This window comes from Segatella copri (assembly GCF_026015465.1).
GTDB lineage: Bacteria > Bacteroidota > Bacteroidia > Bacteroidales > Bacteroidaceae > Prevotella > Prevotella copri_E.
On sequence record NZ_JAPDUQ010000001.1, the window covers coordinates 1,455,618 to 1,471,938 of the forward strand.

At 44.6% G+C, this 16,321-nt stretch carries 12 protein-coding genes; 1 reads left to right on the forward strand and 11 read right to left on the reverse strand.

The window, feature by feature from the left end:
- Positions 1 to 9 precede the first annotated feature (9 nt).
- From ONT08_RS16485 to ONT08_RS06115, 7 genes are all read right to left on the reverse strand, one after another.
- Positions 10 to 963 (reverse strand): acyltransferase family protein, encoded by a 954-nt coding sequence (locus ONT08_RS16485; protein ID WP_118200874.1) that lies wholly within the window; start codon positions 961 to 963, stop codon positions 10 to 12.
- Positions 964 to 965: 2 nt separating this feature from the next.
- Positions 966 to 2,996: a two-component regulator propeller domain-containing protein gene (locus ONT08_RS06090; protein WP_118200873.1), complete on the reverse strand. Its 2,031-nt coding sequence runs from the start codon at positions 2,994 to 2,996 to the stop codon at positions 966 to 968.
- Positions 2,997 to 3,015: 19 nt separating this feature from the next.
- Complete coding sequence (locus ONT08_RS06095) at positions 3,016 to 3,912, reverse strand: glycosyltransferase family 2 protein (RefSeq protein WP_203068636.1); 897 nt, start codon at positions 3,910 to 3,912, stop codon at positions 3,016 to 3,018.
- A gap of 1 nt (position 3,913) precedes the next feature.
- Complete coding sequence (locus tag ONT08_RS06100; RefSeq protein WP_264959486.1) at positions 3,914 to 4,525, reverse strand: non-canonical purine NTP diphosphatase; 612 nt, start codon at positions 4,523 to 4,525, stop codon at positions 3,914 to 3,916.
- A gap of 82 nt (positions 4,526 to 4,607) precedes the next feature.
- The gene (locus ONT08_RS06105; RefSeq protein WP_117586061.1) at positions 4,608 to 5,564 is read right to left on the reverse strand and encodes a YitT family protein; all 957 of its coding nucleotides are present in this window, start codon (positions 5,562 to 5,564) and stop codon (positions 4,608 to 4,610) included.
- Positions 5,565 to 5,641: 77 nt separating this feature from the next.
- Complete coding sequence (gene leuS / locus ONT08_RS06110) at positions 5,642 to 8,503, reverse strand: leucine--tRNA ligase (protein WP_264959487.1); 2,862 nt, start codon at positions 8,501 to 8,503, stop codon at positions 5,642 to 5,644.
- A 110-nt stretch (positions 8,504 to 8,613) separates the two neighbouring features.
- Positions 8,614 to 9,588, reverse strand: a complete 975-nt coding sequence (locus ONT08_RS06115; protein ID WP_264959488.1) for an aldo/keto reductase — start codon at positions 9,586 to 9,588, stop codon at positions 8,614 to 8,616.
- 399 nt (positions 9,589 to 9,987) lie between these two features.
- Between ONT08_RS06115 and ONT08_RS06120 the strand changes: the two genes are divergently transcribed.
- The gene (locus tag ONT08_RS06120) at positions 9,988 to 11,280 is read left to right on the forward strand and encodes an ATP-binding protein (protein ID WP_118416276.1); all 1,293 of its coding nucleotides are present in this window, start codon (positions 9,988 to 9,990) and stop codon (positions 11,278 to 11,280) included.
- Positions 11,281 to 11,406: 126 nt separating this feature from the next.
- Here ONT08_RS06120 and ONT08_RS06125 read toward each other — a convergent pair whose 3' ends face one another.
- The 4 genes from ONT08_RS06125 to ONT08_RS06140 all read right to left on the reverse strand — a co-directional run bounded on the left by ONT08_RS06125 (position 11,407) and on the right by ONT08_RS06140 (position 16,305).
- On the reverse strand, positions 11,407 to 12,516 hold the full coding sequence (locus tag ONT08_RS06125; protein ID WP_117728249.1) for an acyltransferase: 1,110 nt from the start codon (positions 12,514 to 12,516) through the stop codon (positions 11,407 to 11,409).
- 22 nt (positions 12,517 to 12,538) lie between these two features.
- Complete coding sequence (locus ONT08_RS06130; protein WP_117728251.1) at positions 12,539 to 14,239, reverse strand: alpha-amylase family glycosyl hydrolase; 1,701 nt, start codon at positions 14,237 to 14,239, stop codon at positions 12,539 to 12,541.
- 115 nt (positions 14,240 to 14,354) lie between these two features.
- Positions 14,355 to 15,167 (reverse strand): response regulator transcription factor, encoded by an 813-nt coding sequence (locus tag ONT08_RS06135; protein ID WP_117728252.1) that lies wholly within the window; start codon positions 15,165 to 15,167, stop codon positions 14,355 to 14,357.
- Positions 15,168 to 15,180: 13 nt separating this feature from the next.
- On the reverse strand, positions 15,181 to 16,305 hold the full coding sequence (locus ONT08_RS06140) for an AAA family ATPase (protein WP_118416917.1): 1,125 nt from the start codon (positions 16,303 to 16,305) through the stop codon (positions 15,181 to 15,183).
- Positions 16,306 to 16,321: the final 16 nt, after the last annotated feature.

The window sequence follows — 16,321 nt, forward strand, 5'->3', positions numbered from 1 at the left end:
TGTGAATTATTAAGAGCCGATTATAATATTTCCAAGTTTTGACTTTTGCAAGATGTATGTGATGAACCAAGATATGCCAAGGCTCATAATGAATAGCACGATGGGATAAAGGATGTAATGCTCCATAGATTGCTGTCCTAGGGTGGAACTATTGGTCTCCAGTATGATGATATGGTGTATGATATATATACCCATCGCATATTTATCCAGTTTTAATATTCTTTTTCTGCCTACCAGCTGTGTTTCATTTTGTTTGCTTAGGATGGTGATGCAGATAATGAGGAGGAGGCTCAATCCTGCGAGTATGAATTTGTTGTTGTCTAATACATACTCTAGTGCAAATAGAAGTGAGCATGCGATTGCTGTATAAGAAGCAACCTTTTTCTTTATGATGTCTCTTTCTAAGATGAAGTATATATAATAGCCTATGATGAAATAGGGCATATATCTAACAAAATAACCTATTCCCATAAAGGGAGTCGGATTATAATAGTTGATAATACAACACGCTGAATATAAGGATATAAGTAAAATGTATTTGCTCCAATGAGGAATTTTATTGATGAAATGGAATATGATAAAGGCTTCAAATAAAAAGAATAAGTACCATAGATGTGATATTCCACATAGTAAATATGTCAAGTCCCATTTTTGAATGATACAGATGAGTAAGCCCCACACGATATATGGTATAAGGAGGCGTTTTGTCTTTTTACAGATAAAGGAACACGAACTTTGGTATCTGCCTGAGCAACTTAAATGTCCGTATAAATATGCACTCATTAGGGTAAAAATGGGTATGTGGAAATATACCAATATATGGGATAGATGATACCATGTGGGTACTGTTTGCCAAGAATATTCTTCCCCCCATATATTGCTATAGCCGCAAAGGCAATGATAAAATACCACGATTATCATTGCCCATATTTTTATATAACTTACATACGTCAGTTGTCTCATTATTACTTTATAATAGCTATTTTGCAGACAGTGCCTTTTTCTACATCATTAGTGGCAGTAGCAACCATATATATGCCACTGGCTACTTTTTTCCCATTAGCATCACAACCATTCCAGGTGTATGTACCGCCATTACTCTTGCCTTCATTTACTATCCTACCATTCGAAGTAAGTATCTTGACATCGGCGTTTTGGCTCAGTCCTACTATGGTTATAAGTCCTGTGTAGTCAGGTTTTACAGGATTAGGATAAGCCCACACATTATCAGAAGTCATGCTTTCGTTTGGAGTACTGGAGTCAGACATATATGAGCATAGACCTTTGTCTGTTCCAATAAATACTTCGCCCGTTTTTTCATTGATGGCGATAGATTCTATTCCGTTGGAAAGCAGAGGACTATTAAGTGTGGTGAAATGATGTATTTCTGATAGATTATCCTCACTGATAAGATATATGCCATTTTTTTTGGTACCAAACCATTTGCGGTTGGCTCCATCTACAGCTATACAAGAAACGTCTATTCCACTCAGCAGATAGTCTGCATAGTTAGTGCCATCATTTCTAGGTACTTTCACTTGGGTAAATGTTGGTGCAGATGCTGTTATCTGGTTAGGATCTAATAATAAAGGACCAGCACTGGTGCCTATCCAGATATTGCCATCCTTGTCTTCTGCTGCGCATCTCACAGCACCTACTGATACTTCTGTTCCATCTTCATTTACAAAACTAGTGAAAGCGTTAAGTCTTTCTTCCGAATAGTCTTCAGAAAACTGATAACAATAGAGAGAAGGTACAATCCAGTGGTTATTGACAAACCATAAGAGGCCTCTGCTATCAATCAGCATATTTCCCAATAAGCCAAGACTCTTATTGGTAAAACCTGCATCGTCAAGTTTCATCAAGTCGGGTAGCTGATGGCTTATCCATTGCTTATCTTTAGTAAATTCTATAAGCGATTGAGTCGGAGCTTGACTATTCAGCATCCAAAGATTGCCCTCTTTGTCAAATTTCACTCCCGTTATGAGCTCGTATTCTTTGCTTCTGTTATTATATCTTTCTATTGGAGAGTTCTCGTAGTTATAATAGTTTTCGAAGTTTCCATTTTTGTATTCGTAGAGACCATTTCTGCCTCCTACAAAGATATGACTTGTATCAGTAGGGTCATAGTCCAGACATTCCAAATTTTCATAAGTTACATTTGTCTTAGAGCTTATGTTGTCGTCTGGATAGATGTTCCATTCTTCATTCTTTAGCATCTGGATACAGCCTTTTCTAGAGATGCCTACTGCAAATCCACCATCACAAGTATACAGTTGATTGTTGGCAAACTTCATGAAGCCAAAATAGTTATACTTTGGTCCTCCAGGATTCAGCGTGCTTACCATCTGCTTGAGTTCGCTCTTGTCTGCTTGCTGTTTTGCAGCATAGCCTCCCACCTTGCTCCAGTTGTTCTTATCGAGCAAGTTAACTGAGAGGGGAGCGCGATATTGACCATCTGTTTGGCTATAGGCATAGATGCAATTATCCTTGATTTCGCACCAGTTTACCTTGAAGCCTAAGTTGTATGTATCGCTGATTTCTCCATCTGCCACGTTTACTTTTACGATGCCGAAACCATTGCTCATGTAGGCATATTTGCCGTTTACATAGATATCATAGATGGTCTTGTCGCCTGTGGTAGAGGCATTATAGTAATCTGCCAGATTGGTAACCTCATAATTACTCGTGTTCATGAGGTCGATGTTGGAGTTGCTATAGAGGATGAGCAGGCGATGGGCAGCTTGGCAGTAGGCGATGTGCTCGATGTCGCAATCGCTCAGATAGTCTATCTTGCTGAATGTCTGGATGCTCTGGTCGTTCTGATTGTAGACATATAGGTTGTTGGAAGCCTGGACAAATACCAGGTTTCCGGCTAGTTCTATCTCCTGTACGTCGTGGTACGCCATGTAGGCTTTCCAGTCGCCTATGGCTGCTTGCAGTTGTACTACCTGAAGCAGCAGCGCTATGATGATGACTGATATCTTCTTGTTCATATTGGGTTATGCTACGTTTTTATATGTTTCTGTCTAAATGTATATAGTATAATAACTTATATATATTAAACCAGAAAATGCTGGGTTTATTGCCTGTGAGCCTAGCTTTTATTGGCAAACTGAGCAGGGGATATAGTTTTTGGCAGAATGGATAGAGATGCCAGCGTTTCATTTTCAGGGCATAATCCAGTACTTTGGAGTAGCCCTGCAGTTCTTCCTTAAACTGGTTGAGGGTGCGCAGGCTCTCTTCTGTCTTATAGAGGAAACTCATGTTGCCGATGAAATTCTCATATCCCAATGTATTGTCTATATGCAATATCTTGATTTGGTTTTCTTGGAGCGTTTTTCCCCATAGCACGTCTTCGTAGCCATAAGTGATAAATCGCTCATCCAGTGGATATTGCAGCATAATGTCTTGCCTTACCATAAAGTTGGAGGTATGGAAATCTCCGTATGGATTGGCTTGGCGCTGCTTGTAGTCAGCATTCTGGGTACCGATGCACTCAAAGATGTAGCGCAGATTGTGTTGGTATTTCTCATCGTTTCGCTTAATCTGGTATCCACCATAGATAACGTCGCTTTCTTCTGATTGCAGGTATGTGGTAAGATATTGAGGATGAATTACTTGCATATTGCTATCTATGAACAGCAACCAGGGATGCAGGGCTTCTTCTGCCAGAAAGTTGCGGATGGCAGCCCTGCCCACGTTCTTTTCTCTTTCGATATAGCGGCAGTAGGGTAGCGAGCGTATCTCGCGGTTTTCATAGATGGTGAGGCGGTCGGTGCTGCCATCGTCTGCCACCAGGATTTCGTACTCGAAATCGGGCAATGCAGCGGCTTGAGCTTGTAAGGACTTTACAAGCTCAAGGCATACATTATTATATGTAGGGATTAGTATCGAAAGAGAATTGATCATATTATTTCTTCAGATATTCCACGAGTTTCTTCACGGCTCTGGCTCTGTGACTGATGCCGTTCTTGATTTCCTCACCCAGCTCAGCAAAACTCTGGTCATATCCTTCCGGAACGAAGATTGGGTCGTAGCCGAAGCCTTCGGTACCATGCTTCTCGGTGGCGATATGGCCGTTTACGATACCCTCGAACTGGTGAATTTTCTTGATGTTGGTGCAGCCGCAAGGACATACATTCTGCTTTTCGATGTAGCAGATAACGGTGCGGAAGCGGGCTTGGCGGTTTTCTTTACCATCCAGTTCTCTCAACAGCTTAGCCATGTTAGCCTCACTGTCGTGGTCGGTACCCTCAGCATAGCGGGCACTGTGAACGCCAGGGGCACCATCAAGTGCCTCTACCTCCAGACCGGTATCATCGGCAAAGCAACTTACGTGGTAATGGTCATAAACATACTGCGCCTTCTGCAAGGCATTCTCTTCCAAAGTGTTGCCTGTTTCTGGAATATCCACATCGCATCCTATCTCCTTCAGCGATACTACCTCGTAGCTGCTGCCCAGGATGTCGCGAATCTCCTGGAGTTTATGCTGGTTATTTGTTGCAAAAACTATCCTTTTCATAAGTTTATAATTTATAGTTAATAGTTTATAGGGTATTCTTGCAATAGTGCTTCTTGCTATACGGCGAAGCCGCTATAAACTTTTAACTTTTAATTGTTTTAATGTCTTTATCTTTGATTTTCACCTTCATTTCATCAAATCCCTCGCCATACACACCGATGACAGCACTCTGACTTACAAAGGCATTCGGGTCGATAATCTTGACGATACGGAAGATGGTGACGCTCTCGTTCTTCTTTGCCAGGATACAGAGCACCTTCATCTCGTTGCCCGTGTACCAGCCATGGCCATCGAGAATGGTTACGCCATGATCCATCTGCATACCGATGGCATTGGCTATCTCCTGATATTTCTTGCTGAATATCATAAACTGCACACTTTCTCGCTTGGCATTCATCACATAGTCGAGTACCAGGTTTTCTATCACCATCGTACAGAGACCGAATACTACCTTTCTAACAGCGTCTATCGTGGTAAACTCTGGTTTTGCATTGAAGACGAAGAATGAACTGCCCACGATAAGGAGATCCACGAAGATAAGCACACGGCCCAGCGAGATGTTGTGATATTTGTTGACGATGGCAGCAATGATATCCGTTCCACCTGTACTTCCATTATGCAGAAAGACGATGGCGAGTGATAAACCCGTAAACAGACAGCCGATGATGAGCGACATGAAGTCCTGTCCCTCTCCCAATATCTGCACCATCTTGCCATCTTCACCTATCATCCAGTCTTGCGCCAGAGCCAGGAATAGGGAGAGCATGATGATGGCATAGATGGTCTTCACCATGAATTTGAATCCCAGAATCTTCAGCGCGGCAAGCAGCAAGGCTGCATTGATGAGAAAATAAGACAAATAGATAGGTATCCCCGTGCCGTAGTAAATCACGGCTGCGATACCCGTTACGCCACCCGTTACTATCTGGTATGGAAGCAGAAAGATGGTCCATCCAAATGTGTAAAGCAAGAGTCCAAGGGTAATGTAGAAATAATCCTTGCACTCATTCTTAATTGTTTGACTGATTGCTATTTGCATAATATTTTCCTTGTATTTTAAAGCACAGAAGGTCGCCCATTTTTAGATGAGACGACCTTCTGTATATTATCAGTAAATTACTTTTTCAACACAACGTTGACGATCTTCTTCGGTACGATGATTACCTTCAATACGTTGAATCCCTCCAAATACTTCTGGCTCTTCTCGTCTGCCAATACCTGCTTCTGGATTTCCTCGTTAGGAGTATCCACAGGGAAAGTCATCTGGAAACGAGCTTTACCGTTGAAGGAAATGGTGAGCTGCATGTCGTTCTCCTTCAGATACTGCTCATCATACTTAGGCCATGCTGCATCGCAAACGCTGCCCTGCTCGCCAAGTGCTGCCCACAACTCTTCTGCGATGTGTGGAGCGAATGGAGCGATGAGGATGACGAGATCTGTCAGGAGTTCCTTGTTGCGGCACTTCTGCTGACCGAGTTCGTTCACGGCAATCATGAAGGCTGAGATAGATGTGTTGTAAGAGAACTTCTCGATATCCTCGCTTACCTTCTTGATGAGCTTGTGAACGCTCTTCAGGCTCTCTGGCTTCGCTGCCTCGTCGGCTGAAGGAAGGAAGTTGTCGGTGCGGTTCTCGTAGAACAGACCCCAGAACTTCTTCAGGAAGCGGTGACAACCGTCGATACCATTGGTATCCCAAGGCTTGCTTGCCTCTACAGGACCCAGGAACATTTCGTAGAGACGCAGGGTATCAGCACCATACTTCTCGACAATCATATCTGGATTTACCACGTTGAACATACTCTTAGACATCTTCTCGATAGCCCATCCGCAGATGTACTTGCCATCCTCCAGGATGAACTCAGCGTTCTGATACTCAGGGCGCCAAGCCTTGAATGCCTCGATATCCAAAACATCGTTGCTTACGATGTTTACATCTACGTGGATAGGAGTTACGTCGTAATCCTTCTTCAGATTCAAACTTACGAATACAGGAGCCTTGTCGTGGTCATCGCTGTTGATGCGGTAAACGAAGTTAGAACGGCCCTGAATCATGCCCTGGTTCACCAGCTTCTGGAATGGCTCTTCCTTGCAGCTTACGCCGAGGTCGAACAGGAACTTGTTCCAGAAACGGGAGTAAATCAAGTGACCGGTAGCATGCTCGCAACCGCCTACGTAGAGGTCCACGTTCTGCCAGTACTCATCAGCCTCCTTGCTTACGAGTGCCTCATCGTTGTGAGGATCCATGTAGCGCAGGTAGTAAGCAGATGAACCTGCAAAACCTGGCATGGTGTTGAGTTCCAGTGGGAATACGGTCTTGTTGTCTACGAGGCTCTTGTCAACCACCATTTTCTTCTCGGCATCCCAAGCCCACTTCTTAGCGCGACCCAATGGTGGCTCGCCAGTTTCTGTTGGCTTATAGGTCTCAATCTCAGGCAATTCGAGTGGCAGGCACTCCTCTGGAACCATCTGTGGCATTCCGTCCTTGTAATATACAGGGAATGGCTCGCCCCAGTAGCGCTGACGGGAGAAGATGGCGTCGCGTAGACGATAGTTTACCTTTACTCGGCCGATGCCCTTCTCGGTAACAAACTTCTTGGTAGCTGCGATAGCCTCCTTCACGGTGAGTCCGTTCAGAGAGAAGCCATCCATGCTGCTCTTGCCTGCTACAGGTGAGTTGGTTACGATACCTTCCTTGGCATCGAAGCTCTCCTCTGAAACATCAGCACCCTCGATAAGAGGAATGATAGGCAGGTTGAAGTGCTTGGCAAAGGCGTAGTCACGGCTATCGTGAGCTGGCACAGCCATGATGGCACCTGTACCATATCCAGCCAATACATATTCTGAAATCCATACTGGAATTGCCTCGTCAGTGAATGGATTGATGGCATAACTTCCTGAGAATACACCGGTTACGCTGTGGTTAGCCATACGGTCCAACTCGGTACGCTTCTTCACGTAGTCGAGATATTTCTCCACCTCTTCCTTCTGCTCGGCAGTAGTTACCTGCTGAACATATTCGCTCTCTGGAGCCAGAACCATGAAGGTAACACCAAACATAGTATCGGCACGGGTGGTGAAGATGGTGAACTTCACGTCGCTGTCCTTTACAGAGAATACTACCTCTGTACCCTCAGAACGGCCAATCCAGTTTTTCTGGGTTTCCTTGATACTGTCGCTCCACTGGATGGTCTCCAAACCGTCGAGCAATCGCTGAGAGTAAGCAGATGTTCTCAGGCACCACTGCTGCATCTTCTTCTGGATTACCGGATAACCGCCACGCTCACTTACGCCGTTTACTACCTCGTCGTTGGCAAGCACAGTACCCAGACCTGGGCACCAGTTTACCATCGTCTCACCGAGGTAAGCGATGCGGTAGTTCATCAGAATCTGCTGCTTCTTCACGTCGTCGTAGCTGTTCCACTCCTCGGCTGTGAAGTCAATCTGCTCGTTCTGAGCCACGTTCAAGTCAGCAGAACCCTTCTCCTCGAAGCGCTTGATGAGCTTTTCGATAGGCTGAGCCTTCTGGCAGCCGTTGCAGAAGAATGAGTTGAACATCTTCTGGAAAGCCCACTGAGTCCAATGGTAATACTTAGGGTCGCAGGTACGAACCTCGCGGTCCCAGTCGAAAGAGAAGCCGATTTTGTCGAGCTGCTCACGATAGCGGTTGATGTTGGCTACGGTAGTAACCTCTGGGTGCTGACCAGTCTGGATAGCATACTGCTCTGCAGGCAATCCGTAAGCATCGTAACCCATAGGGTTCAGTACGTTAAATCCGTTCAAACGCTTGTAGCGTGCATAGATATCGCTAGCGATATAACCAAGTGGGTGACCTACGTGCAAACCTGCTCCTGATGGATAAGGGAACATGTTGAGTACATAGAATTTCTTCTTGTTTTCATCCTCTGTCACCTTGTAGGTCTTGTTCTCGACCCATTTTTGGTGCCATTTCTTCTCGATTTCTCTGAAGTTGTATTCCATTGTTTTATCTAATAATTATGTTTCTTTTCTTAAATATAATAAGGTATACCCCTATTCAAGGTGCAAAATTACATTTATTTTGGCACATAACAAAATAAAATGCAAGTTTTTTATGAATTTAATGTCTTAGCATGCACACACTTCATGTTCTTTTCCAGCTGGGCGGTAGAGCTGGCTCCTACCAATACGCTGGTTACACCTTTCTGCTGCAATATCCAGGCAAGTGCCATTTCGGCGAGTGTTTCGTCTCTTTCTCCTGCTTCTGCGTTCCATTTCTTGAGCTGTTCCAGCAGTTCTGGAGTTAGAGCAGAGTGTTTCAGAAAATGCTCTTTTGCCATACGGCTGTCTGCCGGTATTCCGTTGAGATATCGGTCGGTGAGAAGTCCCTGTGCCAGAGGTGAGAACGAGATGAAACCGATGCCGTTTTCTGCGCAATAATCTAAGGTTCCATTCTCTTGTGGCGCATGGTCGAGCATGTTGAGTCTGTCCTGAAAAATGAGCAGCGGACAGTCGCGTTCCTTCAGATATTGGTCAGCAAACTTCAGGGCTTCCAGTGGCCAGCGGCTGATGCCGAGATAAAGAGCTTTGCCTTGCTTCACGATGTCTACCATGGCTTGAAGAGTTTCTTCGAGCGGTGTGCTCGGATCGTAGCGGTGGCTGTAAAAGAGGTCAACATACTCGAGATTCATTCTCTTGAGACTCTGATTCAGACTGGCCATCAGATACTTACGGGAACCCCAGTTTCCGTAAGGACCTTCCCACATATCATAACCTGCTTTGGTTGAGATAAAGAGTTCATCGCGATAGGGTTTGAAATCATCTTTCATCAGTCTGCCCATCGTTTCTTCCGCACTTCCGTATGGAGGTCCATAGTTGTTAGCCAGGTCGAAGTGGGTAATACCATGGTCGAAGGCATAGTGAGTGATGGCACGACTTCTTTCGTAAGAATCTACCTCTCCGAAGTTGTGCCAGAATCCCAAACTTATTTTAGGCAGCAAGATACCACTCTTGCCGCATCTCTTGTAGAGCGCTTCTGCATCGCTATAGCGATTGGCGTCAGCATGATAAATACCTTTAATGTCCATTATTCCTTATATTTTTTATTACGGCGAAGAGCCAGAAACTCTTCACTCTTCACCGGTATGTGGTTAGGAGCCTGTCGGCTCTTCCTATTCTACATCGCAAAGGTAATAAAAATATTCAATATAATCGTTGTATTGAATAAAAATTATATTTTTTTCGATATGGAAGAGTAAGTGGGGATGTAGTAAAGGTCGATATAGAGATTGGTTATGGAAAAAACATTCTGTTTATATGTTTGATATACTTTATCAAAATACATTTTTAAGGACGACTTTTTGTGATTTTCTACACTTTTAAGGACGACTTTTTGTTGTTTTATACATTTTTAAGGACGACTTTTTGTGCTCTTTGAAATAAAAAATGTATCTTTGCATTCAGAAATATCAAATAATCAGATAGTTATGAAGAGAAATGCCATCAAATACCTCTATCAATGGAAAGCAAGCAACGACCGAAAGCCGTTGATTATGCTTGGAGCCCGCCAGGTTGGCAAAACCTGGCTGATGCAGGAATTTGCCAAAGAGGCCTATACCCGTAGTGCGTATGTAAACTTCGAAGACAATGAAATGCTCCGGGAAGTTTTTGCACATGACTTTGATATTCCCCGTATTATCAATAGCATACAATGGAGTACAGGAGTTTCTATTGATGAAAATACGCTTATTATCCTTGATGAGATACAAGAAGCACCCAGGGGTATCACCGCATTAAAGTATTTTGCAGAAAAAGCACCTCAATATCATGTCGTAGCTGCAGGTTCATTGCTCGGAATTGCGATGCATCAGAATGACTCTTTTCCTGTAGGTAAGGTAGATTTCATGCATTTATATCCCCTTACATTCTTTGAATTCCTGGATGCAATCGGTGAAAGCCGTATGGTAGAACTGCTGATGTCAAAGGATTGGAATATGATAACCATGTTCCGGAATAAATTTGAGGAATGCCTGCGACAGTATTATCTGGTCGGGGGAATGCCGGCTGTAGTACAGTCTTTTGCCAGCGAGGGAAATCTGTCTGAAGTCAGAAGCATTCAAAAAGGAATCCTTGAAGCGTATGAGCGTGATTTTTCCAAACATGCTCCGGCCATAGAAGTTCCACGTATCCGAATGGTATGGAAATCCATCCCATCCCAGCTTGCCAAGGAAAACAAGAAATTCATCTATGGTGCCGTAAAGGAAGGAGCCAGAGCAAAGGATTTTGAGCTCGCTATCGAATGGCTGAAAGATGCAGGGTTGATCTATAAGGTAAACCGCTGTAAGAAAGCCCTGTTGCCATTGGCTGCATACGAGGATTTTTCTGCTTTCAAGTTATTCCTGTCTGATGTGGGACTGATGGGAGCCATGAGCAATATTCCTGCCCAAAGCTTGCTGGAAGGAAATGTGCTGTTTTCAGATTTTAAGGGGGCGCTGACAGAGCAGTATGTCCTGCAGCAGCTTAAGGAGAAATCTTCCTTGTCTATCTATTATTGGTCGGCAGAAAATTCACGTGGTGAAATAGATTTCCTGGTGCAGGATGAAGAAAGAATCATTCCGATAGAAGTAAAGGCTGAGGAGAATTTGCAGGCTAAGAGTCTGAGGGTGTTTGTAGAGCGCAATCAGGGATTGAAAGGTATGCGCCTATCCATGTCACCTTACAGGGAGCAGGATTGGCTTGCCAATTATCCTTTATATTCTATATCTGCAATATTCGGATAATGATTATAGGTATAGTATGCAGATAATCAGCGCTAACGTGCTTTTTTCATACCGTTAGCGCAGATTATCCGCGAATAATTTGCGCTAACGGTATGAAAGATAAGTTTTAAATGATAATATAATCTTTTAGATGCCAAAATACTTGTTTCCGGGTAACAATGATAGCACCTTGCTGGTAATCACGCAGCACAGATAGGTAAGCAGAGCTATGCTGGGGATAGCTGCCCAAACAGGTATGAGCGGCTCTGCCTGGTTGCCATTCACAAAGAAACTGGCAATAGGAGCCAGAAAGAACATATGCATCAGATACATGCTGAATGAGAGGCGGGAAATGCCAGTAATCCATCGGGGTGCTTCTTTCTGCTCAATGCAGGTGAACATCAGGAAGGCGCCAAAGGTGGCCAGTAGCACGTTGGGCGTACAGAATTCCCACGACCATTCAAGTAGAGGCGTCTCTATGAGCTGGTTAGGAGTGCCCTTCCACCAGAATGACCAACCTGTAAAGGCTGCACCTATGACAAGACAGGTCAGGCCTATCTTCATTTTCTTAGCCCGATTCCAGGTAAGGTGCTTTCGGATGTAATGCGCCAGCACCAGATAACCCAGGTAGCCCGAGCAATACCAGAGCATTGTAAATCTATTCCAGAAACATTCGCCCCAAAGCTCGGGGGTGATAAATGTGTGAAGCCATGGGATGAAGGTTGAGAGAATGAAAATACCTATGAAGGTAAGTTCCTCTTTGGCTGTTGATTTTTCCAACCAGGGCGAGACGACAGGAATGATGAGGTAGAGTGAGATGAGTGGATACATAAACCACAGGTGTCCTGCCATAGGTGAGAAATTGAATGGCAACATCCACAGACCGTGCAAGGCCTCATCCCATGTCCATTGACCAAGCATGGCGGGGATGAAAGTATATAGAAGCTGAAAGACTATGAATGGTGGCAGGATGCGCATGAATCTCCGTTTGTAAAATGCATGCATCGTCAAGCCCTCCTTCATAGGCACGAGTAAAAAAGCACTTACCACCATAAACAGAGGCACGCAGATGCGACCTAAGGCTCCGTCGTAGAACGAGACCCAGAAGCGATTGCTCTCGTTGGCCAGCATCGATACATTGCCTGCCAATCCTGAGGCATCGGCAGCATAGAAGTTCTCGCTGGCATGAACAAGCATGACCAGAAAGCAGGCCACGACGCGGATGTAGTCAATAAAGACAATCTGTTTCTTTTCCATATTTTATCTATTTCTAAAAGAGTTATTTCACAATCACGGCAACATGATTCTGATATTTTGGGAACGATACCTTACCATCCTTCACAACGGACTTTAATCCTGTATAAAGATCAGTAACTTCTGTACCATCGGAAAAATATCCACTCACATTGATACCTCGATTCGGATTTGGTTTTACACGTATCACCACCGTTTCTTCGCCTAAACGCGCACAGGTGTGCACATCTATGGTAGCCTGTCTTCCGGTAGCAATGGTTGGGTGCTGCTTTCGGATGGTGCCCAGACGATGGAAGTGCTTGAACACCTCCTCATCAATGCTATTCCAGTTCATATCGCTACGGAAAGCCTGATTGCTATCCACGTTGAATTGGGCATCACTCAGACCACGACGAGTTTCATCTCCATAGAATACCTGAGCCACACCCGGAGTCAGCAATAATGTGGTGGCACAATCTATGATGTTGGTCATGTCGGTCTCTCGGTTGTACGAATTGTTTAGATAACTGAACGGATGCCAGTCAACGTGAGCCGACAGGCTATCTGCATACTGCTGCCATGTATAGACGATGTTGTCGAGGTCGCCATGTTTCGGAAAATAGAAATTCACCATGCTCTGGAAGCCAGCTTCGGCATAATCTTTCTTATAGTCGATAGATGCGTAGTCGAAATCTCCTGTAAAATAGATTTTGTCTGTCCATTTGGCTGCAGGATCCTCGGGGTGAGCCTTACGCCATTTGCCCAAAGCCACATTGCAAGCATCATAGAGCTGACGCCAGCGAGGTATATGTGAATACTCCACAATGTCGCATCGGAAGCCATCGATTCCAAACTCCTCAACCCACGAGGCAATCCAAGCCACCATGTAATCTGATGGAGCCCATTTGTGGTCTTTACGCAGTTTGCGAGCCGATGGGTTGACCCACGCATCGTTGCTCTTACCCTCGCGCTTCCATTTTTTCTTCAGAAAATTAGGAATCTTCACGCTTTCGGTCTTCTCGGTCTTTACATCTGGCAGATCGTAGAGCGACATGGTAAGCGGATCGGTCTGGTCCCAGCCCTCGTCATTCATTCTGATCCATTGGCGGGTCCACCAGTCTTTCCAGTTGGCACACTCCCCATACCATTTAATGTAATCCAGGTCACGTCGGTGTTCTACAGCCTGCTTTTCGTTCATACCAAAGGCATCGGCATAGCCACATTGTACAGCATCGAGATAGGTAGGGCAGCCTGGATCGTTCAAATTAGCACCTAGCATCACACGGATGCCCTGAGCGTGAAGGGTATTCACCAGTTCTCGCATCTCTTCGATTGTGCCATAGTTTTTATCCATCTGGGTATAGTCAAGCGGATAATATCCGTGATAGCCGTAGTGAGGAAAATCGTTGATTTTGCCCGAACCTGCTATCCATCCATGCAGCTGTTCATATACATCGGTCATCCATAACACATCGATGCCCATCTGGGTGAAATACCCCTCACGCGCCTTTTGCAGAATACCCTTTAGGTCGCCACCATGAAATGTAGCTGCATTCATCTGTTCGCTACCATAATCGACCTTGCGACCATAATTTACATCGTTTGATGTTTCGCCATTGGCAAAGCGGTCTGTGACAAGGAAATACACCGTAGCGCCACGCCATGAAAAGTTGTCTGCAGCTACTGAATTTACCGAAAAAGTTAATGCCATCATACAGATAGCAAGAGAGAGAAAAAAGCGTCTCATAATCTTATTAATATGTTAGTTTATACTATATTGCATCCGTCCGTATTTCTACAGTCGTCATAATCCGGGTGCAAAGGTACGTTTTTTTCTCACCTTTCGCAATAGTGATTTTTCATCATTTTTGTGGTAGGAGCCCTAATCTTCGGGCCACATCTATAGCCTCGGTTGTGTTTTTGCAATGTAACTTGTGCATAATATTCTGTCTGTGATTATTCACAGTATTTGCACTGATACACAGCTGGTCAGCTATCTGCTTGCTGGCTAATCCCTGGCGTATTAGCTCTAGTATTTCACACTCACGGCCAGTGAGCAAGCCGTGCATTATGATGTTCGACTCTTTGACCAGCGTGTCGTCCATCGAACAGATAATTCCCGTCGGGCCAGCATTCTCTTTGATTACATTATAAAGGCAAAGCGTCAGCAGCAGGTTGCCCGAATCGTCGTAATCCAGATAGAAGATTCTGTGGCGGAGCGTAAGATAATTGCCTTGGCTTGTCTCAATGCGCACCAGATGCTGCATATAGTAGTTCGGACGCTGGTTTATGGGCTGCTGCATGATGAACGAATGAAATTGAAGCTCGCGTGTGATTTTTTCTGTGACATCATCGGGGTGAACATGGTCGAGCACCTTCTTCTCCCAGATGGAATCCACCTCTTCATTGGTCTCACCAAGTCCCATGGCTCGTCCCAGTCTGCCATAGCAGATGTAACATACATCAAGCATCATGTTGCTTAATACCACGAGAGCATTTTCAACCGATGCGTAGTTTTCGGCCATTCTCTTAGCCGAGGCATACGCCTGAGTATATCTCTCTTTGCAGCTGAAATCATGCTTAAGCAGTTTTTCATCCAACTGCTTCTGCTTTTCAATTTGTACCACATTCAAACGCTGATACATTGATTCGCCCATCTTCTTATTCTGATTCATATCCTTATTCTTTTTACATCATTTCTCTCTTAAACCAAAGCTCGAACACGCAGTCGGCGATGAAGATGCCATCCTTCTCCAGGGTGATCAATTCCTTGTCGATGAGGGCTTTCTTGATGCGGTCGATGTTGGATTTGCTGCCCAGCGGATAGGTTTCTGCTACTGCCTGGGCGGTGAAGCCGGAGTGAACGCCACTGCAGAGGAGGCGCAGAAAGTTGAGCTGATAGGTGGTTAAGCCCTCGGTTTGCTGTACGAAGAGACCATGACATTGTTGCAGCAAGGCGCTGATGCCGCTTTGCAAGGTTTCTTCGTTTACCTCTTTCTCGGTCTCAGCCATCACGTTCCATGCCAACTGTTGCACATAAGAAGAATAGTTCTTTACGGTTTCACAGATTCTTGTAGCAAAATCCTTAGATATGCTCTTGCCGTATTTCTCGAATCGCGAGCAGATGAAAGGTACCCAATATTCTGTAGGAATGCAATCCAAGTGCAGCATCTCGCCAAACATATAGAAAGGCATGCGTCGGTTTTGGAAAATGTTTTCCATCAGATGCTTCTTGCTTCCAAAGAAGCAGTATGATACATTCTGATGATGCTGCCAGGCACCACGCAAGCGTTTCTGCACCGTCAACGAATCTGGAAACTCTCCGATTTGCTGGAATTCGTCGATGCAGACTACCAGGCGGATTCCCTTTTCCTGAGCTATTCTTTCCGGAAGATTCAGAATATCTTCTGGGGAATAGTCCTTAGGAGTAATTCCCAGGGATAAAGAATATTCGGATGTAGGATCCGGACTAAAAGAGATTTTTGGTGAAACTCTTACCAAGAACTGCTTAATGTTTTCCACGACTTGTTCCAGTTTATTACCCATAGATTTCATAATGGCTTCTGCGAAGCGATTATAGAAATCATATTCGCTTCGGCAATCGTAGATGTCCATATACACCACTTTAATCTTTGGGTTGTCTATTTCGCCTATTACCTTTTTAACGAGAGAAGTCTTGCCCATGCGTCGGGGAGAGATGAGAATGACGTTGATGCCATGCTCAAAGTCTGCTTTCATGCGCTTGGTTTCTTCTATTCGGTCGGTGAAGTTGTTTCCGGCAACCGACATACCATATACGAATGCCTTTTCCATTGCTGTTTCTTTTTAC